This is a genomic window from Enterobacter sp. 18A13 (genome assembly GCF_007035975.1).
GTDB lineage: Bacteria > Pseudomonadota > Gammaproteobacteria > Enterobacterales > Enterobacteriaceae > Enterobacter > Enterobacter vonholyi.
Window position 1 is genome coordinate 2,396,328 of record NZ_AP019634.1, and the last position, 14,882, is coordinate 2,411,209.

Sequence of the window (14,882 nt, forward strand, 5' to 3'; positions counted from 1 at the left end):
ACTTTCACCTGCTGAACCGACAAAAAGGATAATGATATGGCGCTAAAAATCAGCATGGCCGTTGCCCTGACCACACTGGCGGTATCGCTGTCTTCACTGGCGAAAACGCCGGAGAATTTTATCTATACCAGCTCCGGCGAGCTCGACGCGGTGTTTCCGCTCGTTGCGCGAAGCGATGTCGGCGGGGTGCAGATCGTTTACAACTGGCGCTTGCTGGAGCCCGGCAAAGACAACTATGACTTCTCGCGGATAGAACAGGATCTGGCACGCGTTAAAGCCGCCGGAAAAAAACTCTTTATTCAAATCCAGGATCGTTTCTTTGAGGCGGACGCCCGCTACGTGCCGGACTATCTGATGCACGATAAGCAATACGGTGGGGGGATTGCGCCGCAGTTCGATAACCCCGGAGAAGGCAAGCCTGTCGGTTCCGGATGGGTGGCGCGTCAGTGGGATCCCGCCGTGCGCCAGCGCTACCAGGCTTTGCTGGCCGCCATCGCGAAACGCTTTGATGGCGAGGTGTATGGCATAAACCTGCCCGAAACCGCCATCGATCTCGACGAAAAAAATCCGCCCGCCGGGTTTACCTGCGACAGCTATTTCGCTGGAGAAATGGAAAATCTGGCATTTGCGCGAAAGGCTTTTAAGAAATCACACGTGGTGCAATACGTGAACTTCTGGCCGTGCGAGTGGGATAATGACCACAACTACATGGGCCGTCTGTTTACGTATGCCAGCGCCAACAATGTCGGTCTGGGTGGGCCGGACATTGTTCCCAACCGCAAGGCACACATGAAGAATGCCTATCCCTTCTTCCATAAAAATAAACAGACGCTGCCGCTCATCGCCATGGCGGTTCAGGAACCGACCCTGACCTATAAAAATCCTGAGACCGGCAAGCCCTTCACCAAAGCAGAATTTGATCGGTTCGCGGAAAATTATCTCGGGGCGGATATTATTTTCTGGAGCACGTCCTCTCCCTGGCTAAAGGCAAAATAATCACCCGTAAACCCTACTCTTAAGCCAGGTAGCGGGCCAGTTCGTCGAGAAACACGCGCAGCGCGGCAGGCTGATATTCCCGTGACTGATAAATGCCATGGATGGCAAGCGGTTTCGGCTCCAGCGCCTCCAGTATCGGTACCAGCAATCCCTGATCCAGCGCGGCACGCGCCTCGCGCTCCGGCAGCATGGCAATACCGCAGTGCTTGATCGCCGCGTCCATCAACAGTGAAGAGATGCTGGCGCTCAGGTTGCCGCTGACGGCCACGCTCAGGCTTTCCCCTTCTGGCGTCAGGAAGTGCCAGGACTGCCCGGCAAAAAAGCTGTAGTGCAGACAGTTGTGCTGCGCTAATTCTTCAGGGCTGACGGGGGTACCGTGCTGTGCCAGATACGCCGGCGAGGCGCAAAGCACCGAGCGGCACTCCCCCAGCCGGCGGGCAATCATGCCGGGTTCAGGGTTATCGGTAATACGTACGGCGACATCAATGCGCTCTCCCACCAGGCTTATCGGGTGGTTGTTCACGTCCAGCTCAATGCGCAGCTGCGGGTAGCGCGAGAGCAGACCGGGCAGCACCGGCGCAATCAGATGCATTGCGGTAAAGTGCGCGCAGGCCACCCGCAGGGTGCCGGACGGCAGATCTTTTTCCGACTGGCCTTCAATTTCCTGTGAGATCTGCGAGAGCGTCCGCGTTTTTTGCAACACCTTTTCGCCAGCCGCGGTCAGCGTCAGCTTGCGCGTGGAGCGGTTTACCAGCCGCGTGCCCGCCCATTTCTCCATCTGTTCAAGGTATCGGCTGACCATCGGGCGGGAAATACCCAGCGCGCGGGCTGCAGCGCTCAAACTCCCCAGCTCGCATATCCGGTTGTAAACCTGAGCGGCAATAACGCGATCCATATAAGCTCCATTTGCTCGATTTATGAAACTAAGCATGTCTTGTTTCAGGAATTCTGGCAAATGCAAATATCCGTACAATAAAGACATTCCTGAACAACAGAGACAACAGCATGAAATTCACTCACCTTGCCCTGCTTTCCACCCTTTTCACACCCGCTGTTTTTGCCGCGCCGTTGACCATTGACACCTATAACCCGCAGGAGAAAGGCATTTTCGCTGTCTCCTCCACGCTGGTTTCCGGCCCGAAAGAAGCCGTACTGTTTGACGCGCAGTTCAGCGTGAAGGATGGCGAAGCGCTGGTAGAGAAAATTCGCCGCAGCGGTAAAACCCTGAATAAGATTGTGATCACCTCCGGCGATCCGGACTTCTATTTTGGCCTGCAGCCGCTGGTCAAAGCCTTCCCGAACGCCAAAGTGGTGGCCACGCAGCACGTGGTTGACCACATCAAGGCCACCAAAGACGCCAAGCTCGCCTTCTGGGGTCCACAGATGAAAGACGGCGCACCGACCGAGCTGGTCGTCCCGCAGGTGCTCGCCTCCACCACGTTTATGGTTGACGGTGATAAGATCGACATAGAACAGCCTGACAGCTACGCGGCCTATGTGTGGATCCCGTCAGCGAAAACGATCCTCGGCGGCACCGGGGTAGCCTGGGGTATTCACGTCTGGACGGCAGACACCCAGACGGCGGAAAGCCGCAAGCAGTGGCAGGAAACGCTGGTGAACATGGCGGCGCACAAACCCGAGCGCGTGATTCCGGGTCACTATCTGGGTACCCCGCCAGCCGGGACAGGGGCGATTGATTTTACCCGCGACTATCTGCAGCATTTTGAACAGGCGTTATCGGCACATAAAGATTCTGCGGGCGTCATCAGCACCCTGAAAAAACAATATCCAAACCTGGTCGAAGAGAGCTCGCTGGAATTAAGCGCTAAGGTGAATACTGGCGAAATGAAGTGGTAATTTAAATTCTGCTCCTGCTATATTTTCGTGATAGCAGGAGCACCGTTATAATATCCTCTCAACAGCACTTCGATTAACCCCCACATTTCAAAAGCGCATAAAATCATGCACTTATGTCATTTTTATTTCTAAGATGAATCTGAACCACAACCGGGAAAATATTTGCCATTCTGTTTATGAATTAAATTTTTTGCGAGCCGTACCATTAAACAGAAAACGACACGGAGGCAGCATGTTTACTTATTACCCGGCTAATACCGCAGCAGCACAACCTGAACTCGTTAACGCGATTGCGCAGGGTCTTCACGCCGAGCACGGTGCTGTGACTGAAGATGACATTTTGATGGAACTGACCAGGTGGGTGGAATCCACAGATAATGACATCCTCAGTGACATCTACCAGCAGACCATTAACTACGTCGTCAGTGGGCAAAACGCACCCTTGTAAAAACCTGCTAAGCTGGATCTGCAACCTAAGGGGTTACATTTCGTTTGCGTAAGCAAACTGGTCCTTAAAACTATCAACAGGATTGAGGAGTTAACATGAAATCAAACCGTCAGGCACGCCATATTCTGGGACTGAACTACAAGCTTTCGAATCAGCGTAAAGTGGTGATTGAAGGCGACCACGAAACGCAGGTCACGCACGCCACCGGCAGAAAACGCCACGCCGGCAAGTAAGTTTCAGACTGAGATCCAGAACACCATCGGTAATCCCGGTGGTGTTTTTGTTTATGTGTTGCGGTAATTAATATTTAGCTCCTTTATAATACCGTCGGACCGCATCCCATCGCACAGGCCAGAAAGATGACAAACAGCAGTGTCAGGGACGGATCTTCATAAAAAGAGTGAGTGACATGGACAACAAACTGAAAAAACATCGTTCCTTATACATCCCATACGCAGGACCGGTTTTACTCGAATTCCCCCTGCTCAACAAAGGCAGCGCCTTCAGTATGGAAGAGCGCAGCAGCTTTAACCTGCTGGGTTTACTGCCGGAAGTGGTTGAAACCATTGAAGAACAGGCAGAGCGCGCGTGGATCCAGTATCAGGGTTTCAAAACTGAAATCGACAAACACATTTACCTGCGCAACATTCAGGACACCAACGAAACCCTCTTCTATCGCCTGGTGCAGAACCATCTCGAAGAGATGATGCCGGTGATCTACACCCCTACAGTGGGTGCGGCCTGCGAGCGCTTCTCAGAGATCTACCGTCGCTCCCGCGGGGTATTCATCTCCTATCAGAACCGTCACAACATGGACGATATTCTGCAGAACGTGCCGAACCACAATATCAAAGTAATTGTGGTGACCGACGGCGAACGTATTCTCGGCCTCGGCGACCAGGGCATTGGCGGGATGGGGATCCCCATCGGTAAACTCTCTCTCTATACTGCCTGCGGCGGCATCAGCCCGGCGTATACCCTGCCGGTCGTGCTGGACGTCGGCACTAACAACCAGCAGTTGCTAAACGACCCGCTCTATATGGGCTGGCGCCATCCGCGTATTACCGACGACGAGTACTATCAGTTTGTCGACGACTTCATCCAGGCAGTGAAGCACCGCTGGCCGGACGTTCTGCTGCAGTTTGAAGACTTCGCGCAGAAAAACGCGATGCCGCTGCTGAACCGCTATCGCGATGAGATCTGCTCCTTTAACGACGATATCCAGGGCACCGCGGCCGTGACGGTGGGTACGCTTATCGCCGCCAGCCGCGCAGCCGGCAGCCAGCTGAGCTACCAGAAAATCGTCTTCCTGGGCGCAGGCTCTGCGGGCTGCGGTATTGCCGAGCAGATTATCGCCCAGACCCAGCGCGAAGGCTTAAGCGAAGAGCTGGCCCGCTCCCGCGTCTTTATGGTTGACCGTTTCGGCCTGCTGACCGACGGCATGCCGAACCTGCTGCCGTTCCAGACGAAGCTGGTGCAGAAACGCGAAAACCTGAAAAACTGGGATACCGACAACGAAGTCCTTTCCCTGCTGGACGTGGTGCGCAACGTGAAGCCGGATATTCTGATCGGCGTTTCCGGGCAAACCGGTCTCTTCACCGAAGAGATTATTCGCGAGATGCACAAGCACTGCGAGCGCCCTATCGTGATGCCACTTTCCAACCCGACCTCCCGCGTGGAAGCAACGCCGCAGGACATCATTGCCTGGACCGAAGGTAACGCGCTGGTTGCGACCGGCAGTCCGTTCGACCCGGTGGTGTGGAAGGATAAAACCTATCCGATTGCGCAGTGCAACAACTCCTATATCTTCCCGGGCATTGGACTGGGCGTCATCGCCTCCGGCGCGTCCCGCATTACCGATGAGATGCTGATGTCGGCGAGCGAAACCCTCGCGGGCTACTCTCCGCTGGTCAACAACGGTGAAGGGCTGGTGCTGCCGGAGCTGAAGGACATACATAAGGTGTCGCGTGCAATCGCCTTCGCGGTAGGTAAAATGGCGCAGCAGCAGGGCGTGGCGGTGAAAACCTCTGCCGACGCGCTGCAGCAGGCCATCGACGACAACTTCTGGAAGCCTGAATACCGCAGCTATCGCCGTACGTCGATTTAATCCGCTCCGCCCGGTGGCGCTTCGCTTACCGGGCCTACGGGCCGGGTGTTTTCCCTCTCCCTGTGGGAGAGGGTCAGGGTGAGGGCAACAGACCGCACCATCGAATACCCACTAGCCAAACCCCTTTTCCCCCGCTACACTCCATTCATCCATTAACCCACTGAATATATAAGGAGGCCAATTATGCTGTATCGTGAAATTTTCAATGTTTCACATACATTTGGTGATCGCACCAGCTCAAGCGTTATCGGTATCGTGCTGCGATAACTTCTGCTTGAGCGAAGACACCAACCCCTGAAATCCCTTCTCTCGGGCTTACTGAGTTATCGTCAGCGATGTTTGACGAGGCATAAACATGCCTGTAACTCTTGGGTAAGCAACAATGAGCACTTTACTCACTGCACAATCTTTACGCGTTGATACGGCGTTTGGCACGCTCTTCGACTCACTCTCCTTTACGCTGAAAAAAGGCGACCGCATTGGTCTGCTGGGCGACAACGGCTGCGGTAAAAGTACGCTGCTGAAGGTGCTGGACGGCACGGATTCCCCTGCGGCCGGAACGGTAGCGTTGGCCGGGCACTGCCTTATGGCGCGCGTGGAGCAACATCTCCCGGACGCTATTTTTCCGCTGACCATGCTGGATGCCGTCCTGGCCCAGTTGCCCTCAACTGAACGGGACAGCCTGCGCTGGAAAGCCGAAACGCAGCTGGCAGGCATGGGCTTCACGCCGCAGGATATGTTGCTGCAATCCTCCACGCTGAGCGGCGGACAGCACACCCGCCTGCTGCTGGCGCGGGCGCTGATTCACGAGCCGGACCTGCTTCTGCTCGATGAACCCAGCAACCACCTTGATTTGCCGACCATGCTCTGGCTGGAACACTTTCTACAGAACTGGTCGGGTAGCTTTGTGCTGGTCTCGCATGACAGACAGCTGCTGGATGCCGTCACCAACGGCAGCTGGATCCTGCGCGATAAAACGCTGCACTACTTTGCCCTTCCCTGCACGGCTGCACGCAAGGCGCTTGACGCCAAAGATGAAAGCGACGCGCAGCGCCACAAGGCGGAGCAAAAGGAGATCGACCGCGTAACCGCCAGCGCCAAACGTCTGGCGACCTGGGGCAAGGTTTACGACAACGAAGACCTGGCCCGCAAAGCCAAACAGATGGAAAAACAGGTCGAACGGCTCAAAGAGAGCCAGACCGCGCTCACGGCGGGCAGCCCGTGGACGTTAACTCTTCGCGGCGACGCGCTGCGGGCGGACCGTCTACTGGAGATGGAAAACCTCGGCGTCCCGCCCGCGCCTGGGCTACCGCCGCTGTTTAACATCGAAACGGCGCGGCTGAAAAGCGGCGATCGCGTGGCGATTGTTGGTCGTAACGGCTGCGGCAAATCGTCACTGATGAAGCTTATCTGGCGACATTTTACGGATGAACCGGCGGAAAGCGGGCTGAAAATCCATCCGCGCGTGTCGCCTGGCTACTACGACCAGACGCTTCATCAGCTTGCAGACAACGCCACGCTTCTCGACGCGCTGGAGCCTTTCGCACCGGATCCGCAGAATCGCAAAATGGCCCTGATAAGCGCCGGGTTCCCGTGGTCCCGCCACGGGCAGAAAGTCAGCACGCTCAGCGGCGGCGAGCGTTCGCGCCTGCTGTTCGTGGGCCTGACGCTTGCCCGCTACAGCCTGCTGATGCTGGATGAGCCAACTAACCACCTTGACATGGAAGGCAAAGAGGCGCTGGCGCAAACCCTTCAGCAGTTTGAAGGCGGCGTTCTGCTGGTCAGCCATGACCGACAGTTAATTAGCCAAAGCTGCAACCGTTTCTGGCTGATTGAAGAGGAAAAGCTGAGCGAGTGGCACGATGCAGAAGCGGTCTTTGAGCGTCTGCGTGAAAGCGCGGGGCTGGTGACATCCACCGCACCTGCTATCACCGCTTCGGCGGTTCAATCCTCGCCGTATGACGATCTGCTCGAACGGCTGGTCGCACTGGAAACGCTGCTGGAAGACGATCTGGCGCGTAAGCCTAAGCATCAAAAGCCGCAGCTGCAGGCTCAATGGCGTAAAGAGATTAAGGAGATAGAAGCACAGCTGTAAGTCTGCGCCCGGCGAGTCTCTCTCGCCGGGCCAGTATTTTCCCCCTAAATTATTAGAGGAACGCCGTATTCTTATTCTGAAAATGGATTAAATAATGACATTATGTTGCCGTTGCCTTGCATTACAGCGCCAAACCACTAATCCTTGAGGAGTATTACACCTGCTATGCAGATACTCATCATGAACAAGGAGATACACATGAAGGCTGCTGTTGTCACTCAGGATCATCAGGTTAATGTCACCGAAAAAACCTTGCGCCCGCTAAAGCACGGGGAAGCTCTGCTGAAGATGGAGTGCTGTGGCGTATGCCATACCGACCTCCACGTGAAGAACGGTGATTTTGGCGATAAAACCGGGGTTATCCTGGGCCATGAAGGGATTGGTATCGTAAAAGAAGTCGGCCCAGGCGTGAAATCGCTGAAAGTCGGCGACCGCGCAAGCGTGGCCTGGTTCTTTGAAGGCTGCGGGCACTGCGAATATTGTAATACCGGCAACGAAACCCTGTGCCGTGACGTGAAAAACGCCGGTTACTCCGTTGACGGCGGCATGGCGGAAGAGTGCATCGTCACCGCGGATTACGCGGTAAAAGTGCCGGACGGTCTGGATTCGGCGGCGGCCAGCAGCATCACCTGCGCCGGGGTCACCACCTACAAAGCGGTGAAGGTGTCCGAAATCAAACCAGGCCAGTGGATTGCGATTTACGGTCTGGGCGGTCTGGGCAACCTCGCGCTGCAGTACGCCAAAAACGTCTTTAACGCCAAAGTCATCGCCCTTGACGTTAACGACGAACAGCTGAAGCTGGCGGCCAGCATGGGTGCGGATCTCACCATCAACTCCCGCAGCGAAGATGCCGCTAAAATTGTGCAGGAGAAAACCGGCGGCGCGCATGCTGCAGTCGTCACTGCCGTCGCAAAAGCCGCCTTCAACTCGGCGGTAGATGCCGTACGTGCCGGTGGCCGCGTGGTCGCGGTTGGCCTGCCGCCGGAAGCGATGAGCCTGGATATTCCGCGTCTGGTGCTGGACGGTATTCAGGTGGTGGGTTCGCTGGTTGGCACCCGTCAGGATCTGCAGGAAGCGTTCCAGTTCGCCGCTGAAGGCAAGGTCGTGCCGAAAGTCACGATGCGTCCTATCGAGGACATCAACGCCATCTTTAAAGAGATGGAACAGGGCCAGATCCGTGGCCGTATGGTGATTGACCTGCGTTCATAATCACCCACCGTTCAATTACCGCTCCTGACAGGGGCGGTTTTTTTATAGCCATTTTCCGGCAATCCTTATCTTAATTCCTTTGTTCCCTTGTTTTCCCCCGCGCCCGATGATGAATCCGACGCTAACAAGAAGATAACAAAGGAATTCACCATGCAAACCCCATTTCGTCTGCCGCTGCTGACGGCGCTGATTCTGACGACCACCGCAGCGTGGGCAGCAGATGCGCCCGTCAAAGGCGGCACTCTGATTTATCTGGAGCAACAGGCGCATACCAACCTTTACCCGCCTGCCGGCGGCTTCTACCCGAACGGCGGCATTCTGAACCAGATCACCGACAAACTGACGTGGCAGAACCCGAAAACGTTACAGGTGGAGCCCTGGGTAGCCGAAAGCTGGACCACCAACGCCGATAAAACCGAATACACATTTAAGCTGCGTCCCGGCATCACCTTCTCCGACGGCACGCCGCTGGACGCCAACGCCGTAGCGAAGAACTTTGATACCTACGGCTTAGGCAACAAAGCGCAGCGCCTGCCGGTGTCAGAAGTGATCAATAACTACGATCGCAGCGAAGTGGTCGACCCGCTGACCGTGAAGTTCTACTTCAAAAAACCGTCGCCGGGGTTCCTGCAGGGCACCGCCACGATTGGCTCGGGCCTGGTCTCGCTCAGCACGCTGAAGCGCAACTTTGAAGAGCTGGGTGACGCCCGGCATATCATTGGCTCTGGCCCGTTTGTGGTGAAGGACGAGAAGCTGGGTCGCGAAGTGACGCTGGAAGCGCGTAAGGACTACCAGTGGGGACCGAAAAACCTGGCGCAGCAGGGGCCGGCCAATCTGGACGGCATCAAGTTTATCGTGACCCAGGAAGACAGCGTGCGCGTCGGCGCCCTGCTGGCCGGTCAGGCCGACTTTATTCGCCAGGTCCAGGCGTATGACGAAAAGCAGGCGACAGACCAGGGCTATAAAATCTACGCCGCCCCAACGCGCGGGGTGAACGACAGCATCAGCTTCCGCCCGGATAACCCGCTAGTCTCCGATATTCGCGTGCGCCAGGCGCTGCTGCATGCCACCAACGCAAAACAGGTGGTCGAGACCCTCTTCTCGGCCAACTATCCGCAGGCGAAGTCGGTGATTGCCGATTCCGCCGCCGGTTTTGTCGATCTCAGCGACAAATTGACCTTTGACCCGGCAAAAGCCAACCAGCTGCTGGACGAGGCGGGCTGGAAAGCGGGCAGCGACGGGATCCGCGCCAAAGACGGCCAGCGGCTGGCGCTGACGGTGTACGAATCCCTGCCGCAGCCGCAAAACAAAGAGGTGCTGCAGCTGGTTGCCCAGCAGTGGCGACAGGTGGGCGTGGCGCTGAGCGTGAAGGCTGGTGACGCTGGCAGCCGCACGCTGGATAACCTTGATCCGCTGAAAACCCCGTTAACCGTCTCCGAAGTGGGACGCGCCGATCCTGACGTGGTGAAAAGCATGTTCTACCCCGCTAACCGCGACGCGCTGCTGCAAAAAGGCGGCTCCAGCGACAAGGTCAAAAGCTTCCGTGACGACAAGCTGAATGCGCTGCTGGTAAATATCTCCTCAGAGGTCGATCCGCAAAAACGCCTGCAGCTGACCGGCGACGCCCAGCGCTACCTGCTGGATAACGCCTACGTCATTCCAATTTTCGAGGAGCCGCAGGTCTTTGCCGGTGCGCCGTGGCTAAAAGGCGTCAATTTTGAAGCGGTCGGCCGCCCGTCGTTCTACGGCGCGTGGATTGAGAAACACTGAGGAGCTGACGATGCGCCACGCACTTCTTCAACGCTTTGGGCACGGGCTGCTGGTACTGTGGACCGCCTTTACCCTCTCGTTCGTGTTGCTCCAGGTGCTGCCGGGCGACGCGGTGCTGATTAAATTTCAGAACCCGGACCTGGGCTTAAGCCCGGCGCAAATTGAGGAGATGCGAGTGGCCTACGGCGCGGACAGCCCGCTGTGGCAGCAATACGGCCATACGCTGCTGGCGATGCTGCTCGGGGATTTCGGCTATTCGTTACAGGCCGGGGTGCCGGTCAGCGAGCTGATTGCCAGCAATCTGCCGGATACCCTGAGCCTCGCCCTGCCCGCCTTTTTACTCGCGGTTCTGCTGGCGTTTGCGCTGGCCTTTGCGTCGCGTCTGCCGGGTCTGCGCTGGCTGAGCAATACCCTCCAGTCTCTGCCGGTCCTGTTTATCTCCTTACCCACGTTCTGGCTGGGGATTGCCCTCATCCAGCTCTTTTCTTTTCAGCTGCGGCTGATCCCGGTGATTAACCCGACGCCGCTGCAGGGGCTGATCCTGCCGATCGTGACCGTCGCGATCCCGATCTCCGCCCCGCTGGCACAAATCCTGATGCGCAGCCTCGACCAGGTGGCGACGCAGCCGTTTGTTGCCGTAGCCCGGGCCAAAGGGCTGAGTGAAACCGCCGTGCTGTGGCGTCACGTGACCCGCAACGCCCTGCTGCCTGTCCTGAACATTGCCGGGCTGCTGCTGGGCGAGCTGATTGCCGGGGCGCTGATCACCGAAACCGTTTTTGGCCGCAGCGGGCTCGGGCAGCTGACCCAGCAGGCGGTGAATAACCAGGATATTGCCGTACTTCAGGCGGTAGTGATGATTTCCGCCCTCGGTTTTGTCCTGATCAACCTGCTGGTGGACCTGCTTATGCCGCTGCTGGATCCCCGTCTGCAAACTGTTACCGGAGGTGCATCATGAGCCTGGTCGATTACGCTGCCGCCGCGCGAAAACGCGTTCCCGGCTGGCAGGGCGTCGCGTGGCAGCCCGGACTGTGGCTGGCATGGGCGGTAATTATCATTGCGATTTTCGCCGCCGTGGCGCCCGGCCTGTTAACCCACTACAGCCCGATTGAGGGCATCGCCGGAGCGCAACGTCTGGCGCCGCAGGCGGGACACTGGCTCGGCACCGATCAGCTTGGCCGCGATGTTTACACCCGTATTGTGTACGGTGCGTCCCACTCCCTGAGCGCGGCGCTCGCCGCCGTCACGATGGGGCTGGTGGTCGGCACAGGTCTGGGGGTCATCGCCGGAGCGTTCGCCGGACGCGTCGAGTCTTTCCTGATGCGTTTTGTCGACGTGCTGTTGTCCATTCCGTCACTGCTGCTCTCGCTGACGGTTATTATTCTGCTCGGGTTTGGCACCGTTAACGCCGCCATTGCCGTCGGCGTGGCCTCCATTGCCAGCTTCGCCCGCCTCGCGCGCGGTGAAGTGGTGCGCATCCGCCATACGGATTACGTCGAGGCGGCGTTTGGCAGCGGCGGGACGTTCCTGGCGGTGCTGTGGCGACACATCCTGCCCAACGCCTTAACCGCCGTCCTTGCCTTTGCCACGCTGCAGTTTGGTCAGGCTATCCTGGCCCTTTCAACGCTGAGCTTTCTCGGCTACGGCACCCCGCCGCCCGTGCCGGAATGGGGCTTATTGATCGCCGAAGGCCGTAACTATCTCTCTACCGCCTGGTGGTTAACCACCTTCCCCGGCGTGGTCGTCATCGCCGTCGTGCTTGCCACCAACCGTATCAGCCAGCAGTTCAGCGGAGGCCTGAAATGACCGTACTCTCGGTAGAAAACCTGACCATCAGCTACCGTACCGCGCGCCAGTGGCGCGAGGTGGTGCATAACGTCAGCTTTACCCTCAAGCGAGGGGAAATGCTGGCGTTTGTCGGCGAATCCGGATCCGGCAAAACGACCACGGCACAGGCGATCATTGGCCTGCTGGCGGATAACGCCCGTCGCGATGCGGGGAAAATCGTGCTCAACGGCGAGGAGATTAGCCGGTGGTCAGCGAAGCGTCTCGATACCCTGCGCGGGGCGCGAATCAGCCTGGTTCCGCAGGATCCGGGTAATTCACTCAACCCGGTGAAGACGATCGGTGGTCAGGTCGGGGAAATTATTCAGCTGCACCATAAGGTGACTCGCGCCCAACGCGACGAGCTGGTGCTTGCCCTGCTGACAAAGGTCGGCCTGAGCCACCCCGAACAGCGCATGAAGCAGTATCCGCACCAGCTCTCCGGCGGAATGAAACAGCGCGTGTTGATTGCCATCGCGATAGCGCTGCGTCCGGACGTCATCATTGCCGATGAGCCCACCAGCGCGCTGGACGTGACGGTGCAAAAACGCATTCTTGATCTGCTGGATATCCTGCGCCGGGAATCGGGTACTGCCGTTCTGTTTGTCACCCACGATCTGGCGCTGGCCGCTCAGCGCGCGGACAGGCTGCTGGTTTTTCGCCATGGTGAGGTTCAGGAGCACGGCGACACCGCCGACATCGTTCGCACGCCGCAGCACGCCTACACCCGCCAGCTGCTGAGCGATCTCCAGGGCCAGCGCCTGACCATCGACCCGGTAGCCGGCCTGCCGCTCGCGTCACCGGCCATTCGCGCCCGCGCCATCAGCAAACGGTTCTCGCTGGGCAAAGATCATCAGCTTCAGGCGCTGGACCGGGTGACGTTTGACGTCAGGCGCGGCAGCACCCATGCGCTGGTCGGTGAATCCGGCTCGGGGAAGACCACCCTCGCCCGTATTTTGCTGGGTTTTGAACAGGCCGACAGCGGACAGGTCATTATTGATGACATTGATGCCACCGCCCTCAGCCGCGAGGCCCGTCGTCAGCTGCGCCAGAAGATCCAGTTTGTTTACCAGAACCCGTTCGCCTCTCTCGATCCGCGTCAGACGCTGTTTGACATCATCGAAGAGCCCCTGAAGAACTTTTCCCGCCTCGCGAAGGCTGAGCGAAAGGTGCTAGTGGAAACCGTGGCGCAGCGGGTTGCGCTGCCCGTCGAACTCCTGACCCGCACCGCCAGAGAGCTTTCAGGCGGGCAGCGCCAGCGCGTAGCCATCGCCCGGGCGCTGATCCTGGAGCCGACCATTCTGGTGCTGGACGAAGCCACCTCCGCGCTGGACGTCACCGTGCAGGCGCAGATCCTGGCACTGCTTCAGCAGCTGCAGCAGCAGCTGGGATTAACCTATCTGTTCATCACGCACGATCTCTCCACCGTTCGCCGGATCGCCCACAGCGTCACGGTGCTGCGCAGCGGTCAGGTGGTCGAACAGGGCGACGTCGAAACCTTATTCACGTCGCCACAGAACGACTATACCCGCGAGCTGATTGCTGCCATTCCCCATTTTTCACCCGCTACGGAGGAGTTCGCATGACGCGAAAACGCCTGGGATTTTTCACCCGCCTGCTTGACGATGCCACGCCGAAGGAGCGCTATCGTCTGGCAACCGAACAGATCCGCCACGCCGAACGCCACGGTTTTGACAGCGCCTGGATTGCTCAGCACCACTTCCATGAGAATGAAGGCGGCCTGCCGTCGCCGCTGCTGTTTCTGGCCCACGTTGCGGCGCATACCGAAACCATTCGGCTGGGTACGGCCATCATTACCCTGCCGATGGAAAACCCGCTGCGCGTCGCAGAAGATGCCGCGGTGCTGGATTTACTCGCCCATGGACGTCTCGAAGTCGGTTTTGGTTCGGGCGGCACGCCGACCTCTTTCCTGCCGTTCGGACTGACGTTTGAACAGCGCGGCGCGGCCTTTGCCGACCATCTACATGTGATCCAGAGCGCCTGGCGCGGGGATTCGCTCACCCATCCGGATAACCACCTTTACCCGCCTGCACCACAGCTGGCTGACCGGATCTGGATTGCCACCTTTTCCGTCGACGGTGCCGTTCGCGCCGCGCGGGCCGGACACGGTTTAATGCTCTCCCGCACGCAGCCGCGCCCGGCAGACCAGTTGGATTTACCGCTCGACGCGATCCAGAACCCGATTGTGGATGCCTACCTTGAGGCGCTGCCCGCGGGCATCGCACCGCGCATTCTTGCCTCACGTACCGCGTTCGTCGCCGACAGCGATGACTATGCGCTGAAGGTTGCGACGCCGGGCCTCACGAAACAGGCAAAGCAGCATCGCGCTGCCGGACACGCGGTTAAAGGTGACACCGTCACAGATTTTCGTCGCCAGTTCGACGCCCACATCGGTTCGCCCGAGACGGTGCTGCGTTCGCTGCAGGCCGATTCCGTTCTCCGGCGCGCCACGGACATCTCATTCCAGGTCCATTCGGTCGAGCCCACCCATCGCGACACGCTGCGCTCTATCGAACTGATCGCCGAACATATTGCCCCCCACATCCTTTGAGGAGACA

Annotated in this window: 13 protein-coding genes; 12 read left to right on the plus strand and 1 reads right to left on the minus strand. The window is 58.2% G+C overall.

The window, feature by feature from the left end; translation table 11 throughout:
- Positions 1-36: 36 nt before the first annotated feature.
- Positions 37-996: a hypothetical protein gene (locus FOY93_RS11710; protein WP_143345154.1), complete on the plus strand. Its 960-nt coding sequence runs from the start codon at positions 37-39 to the stop codon at positions 994-996.
- Between the two features lie 19 nt (positions 997-1,015).
- Here the strand turns inward: FOY93_RS11710 and FOY93_RS11715 are convergent, their stop codons facing one another.
- Entirely contained in the window at positions 1,016-1,891 is an 876-nt protein-coding gene (locus FOY93_RS11715) for a LysR family transcriptional regulator (RefSeq protein ID WP_136194911.1), read from the minus strand.
- A gap of 110 nt (positions 1,892-2,001) precedes the next feature.
- On the opposite strand from FOY93_RS11715, the gene FOY93_RS11720 reads away from it, so the two are divergent.
- From FOY93_RS11720 to FOY93_RS11770, 11 genes are all read left to right on the plus strand, one after another.
- Positions 2,002-2,853, plus strand: a complete 852-nt coding sequence (locus FOY93_RS11720; RefSeq protein ID WP_143345155.1) for a Vmh family MBL fold metallo-hydrolase — start codon at positions 2,002-2,004, stop codon at positions 2,851-2,853.
- Between the two features lie 232 nt (positions 2,854-3,085).
- Positions 3,086-3,301, plus strand: a complete 216-nt coding sequence (bdm, locus tag FOY93_RS11725) for a biofilm-dependent modulation protein (protein ID WP_008501713.1) — start codon at positions 3,086-3,088, stop codon at positions 3,299-3,301.
- 95 nt (positions 3,302-3,396) lie between these two features.
- A complete protein-coding gene (gene sra, locus FOY93_RS11730) occupies positions 3,397-3,534 on the plus strand; it encodes a stationary-phase-induced ribosome-associated protein (RefSeq protein ID WP_008501714.1) in 138 nt (45 codons plus the stop codon).
- A 176-nt stretch (positions 3,535-3,710) separates the two neighbouring features.
- Positions 3,711-5,408: an NAD-dependent malic enzyme gene (locus FOY93_RS11735; protein ID WP_023335794.1), complete on the plus strand. Its 1,698-nt coding sequence runs from the start codon at positions 3,711-3,713 to the stop codon at positions 5,406-5,408.
- A gap of 382 nt (positions 5,409-5,790) precedes the next feature.
- Entirely contained in the window at positions 5,791-7,503 is a 1,713-nt protein-coding gene (locus FOY93_RS11740) for an ABC-F family ATP-binding cassette domain-containing protein (protein ID WP_143345156.1), read from the plus strand.
- Between the two features lie 198 nt (positions 7,504-7,701).
- Positions 7,702-8,712 carry an alcohol dehydrogenase AdhP gene (adhP, locus tag FOY93_RS11745; protein WP_115875167.1) on the plus strand — a complete coding sequence of 337 codons (1,011 nt, stop codon included), beginning with the start codon at positions 7,702-7,704 and terminating at the stop codon, positions 8,710-8,712.
- Between the two features lie 150 nt (positions 8,713-8,862).
- Entirely contained in the window at positions 8,863-10,482 is a 1,620-nt protein-coding gene (locus FOY93_RS11750; RefSeq protein ID WP_133294478.1) for a TIGR04028 family ABC transporter substrate-binding protein, read from the plus strand.
- 10 nt (positions 10,483-10,492) lie between these two features.
- A complete protein-coding gene (locus FOY93_RS11755; protein WP_143345157.1) occupies positions 10,493-11,437 on the plus strand; it encodes an ABC transporter permease in 945 nt (314 codons plus the stop codon).
- Positions 11,434-12,285 (plus strand): ABC transporter permease, encoded by an 852-nt coding sequence (locus FOY93_RS11760; RefSeq protein ID WP_115875177.1) that lies wholly within the window; start codon positions 11,434-11,436, stop codon positions 12,283-12,285. The genes FOY93_RS11755 and FOY93_RS11760 overlap by 4 nt, the downstream gene beginning before the upstream one ends.
- Entirely contained in the window at positions 12,282-13,889 is a 1,608-nt protein-coding gene (locus FOY93_RS11765; RefSeq protein WP_133294480.1) for a dipeptide ABC transporter ATP-binding protein, read from the plus strand. The genes FOY93_RS11760 and FOY93_RS11765 overlap by 4 nt, the downstream gene beginning before the upstream one ends.
- Positions 13,886-14,875: a putative FMN-dependent luciferase-like monooxygenase gene (locus FOY93_RS11770; protein WP_143345158.1), complete on the plus strand. Its 990-nt coding sequence runs from the start codon at positions 13,886-13,888 to the stop codon at positions 14,873-14,875. The genes FOY93_RS11765 and FOY93_RS11770 overlap by 4 nt, the downstream gene beginning before the upstream one ends.
- The last annotated feature ends 7 nt before the right edge of the window (positions 14,876-14,882 follow it).

Excerpts from the sequence above, each read along its gene's own strand:
- FOY93_RS11710 (WP_143345154.1), top strand. The coding sequence starts at position 37 with ATGGCGCTAAAAATCAGCATGGCCGTTGCCCTGACCACACTGGCGGTA.
- FOY93_RS11715 (WP_136194911.1), bottom strand. The coding sequence starts at position 1,891 with ATGGATCGCGTTATTGCCGCTCAGGTTTACAACCGGATATGCGAGCTG.
- FOY93_RS11720 (WP_143345155.1), top strand. The coding sequence starts at position 2,002 with ATGAAATTCACTCACCTTGCCCTGCTTTCCACCCTTTTCACACCCGCT.
- bdm (WP_008501713.1), top strand. The coding sequence starts at position 3,086 with ATGTTTACTTATTACCCGGCTAATACCGCAGCAGCACAACCTGAACTC.
- sra (WP_008501714.1), top strand. The coding sequence starts at position 3,397 with ATGAAATCAAACCGTCAGGCACGCCATATTCTGGGACTGAACTACAAG.
- FOY93_RS11735 (WP_023335794.1), top strand. The coding sequence starts at position 3,711 with ATGGACAACAAACTGAAAAAACATCGTTCCTTATACATCCCATACGCA.
- FOY93_RS11740 (WP_143345156.1), top strand. The coding sequence starts at position 5,791 with ATGAGCACTTTACTCACTGCACAATCTTTACGCGTTGATACGGCGTTT.
- adhP (WP_115875167.1), top strand. The coding sequence starts at position 7,702 with ATGAAGGCTGCTGTTGTCACTCAGGATCATCAGGTTAATGTCACCGAA.
- FOY93_RS11750 (WP_133294478.1), top strand. The coding sequence starts at position 8,863 with ATGCAAACCCCATTTCGTCTGCCGCTGCTGACGGCGCTGATTCTGACG.
- FOY93_RS11755 (WP_143345157.1), top strand. The coding sequence starts at position 10,493 with ATGCGCCACGCACTTCTTCAACGCTTTGGGCACGGGCTGCTGGTACTG.
- FOY93_RS11760 (WP_115875177.1), top strand. The coding sequence starts at position 11,434 with ATGAGCCTGGTCGATTACGCTGCCGCCGCGCGAAAACGCGTTCCCGGC.
- FOY93_RS11765 (WP_133294480.1), top strand. The coding sequence starts at position 12,282 with ATGACCGTACTCTCGGTAGAAAACCTGACCATCAGCTACCGTACCGCG.
- FOY93_RS11770 (WP_143345158.1), top strand. The coding sequence starts at position 13,886 with ATGACGCGAAAACGCCTGGGATTTTTCACCCGCCTGCTTGACGATGCC.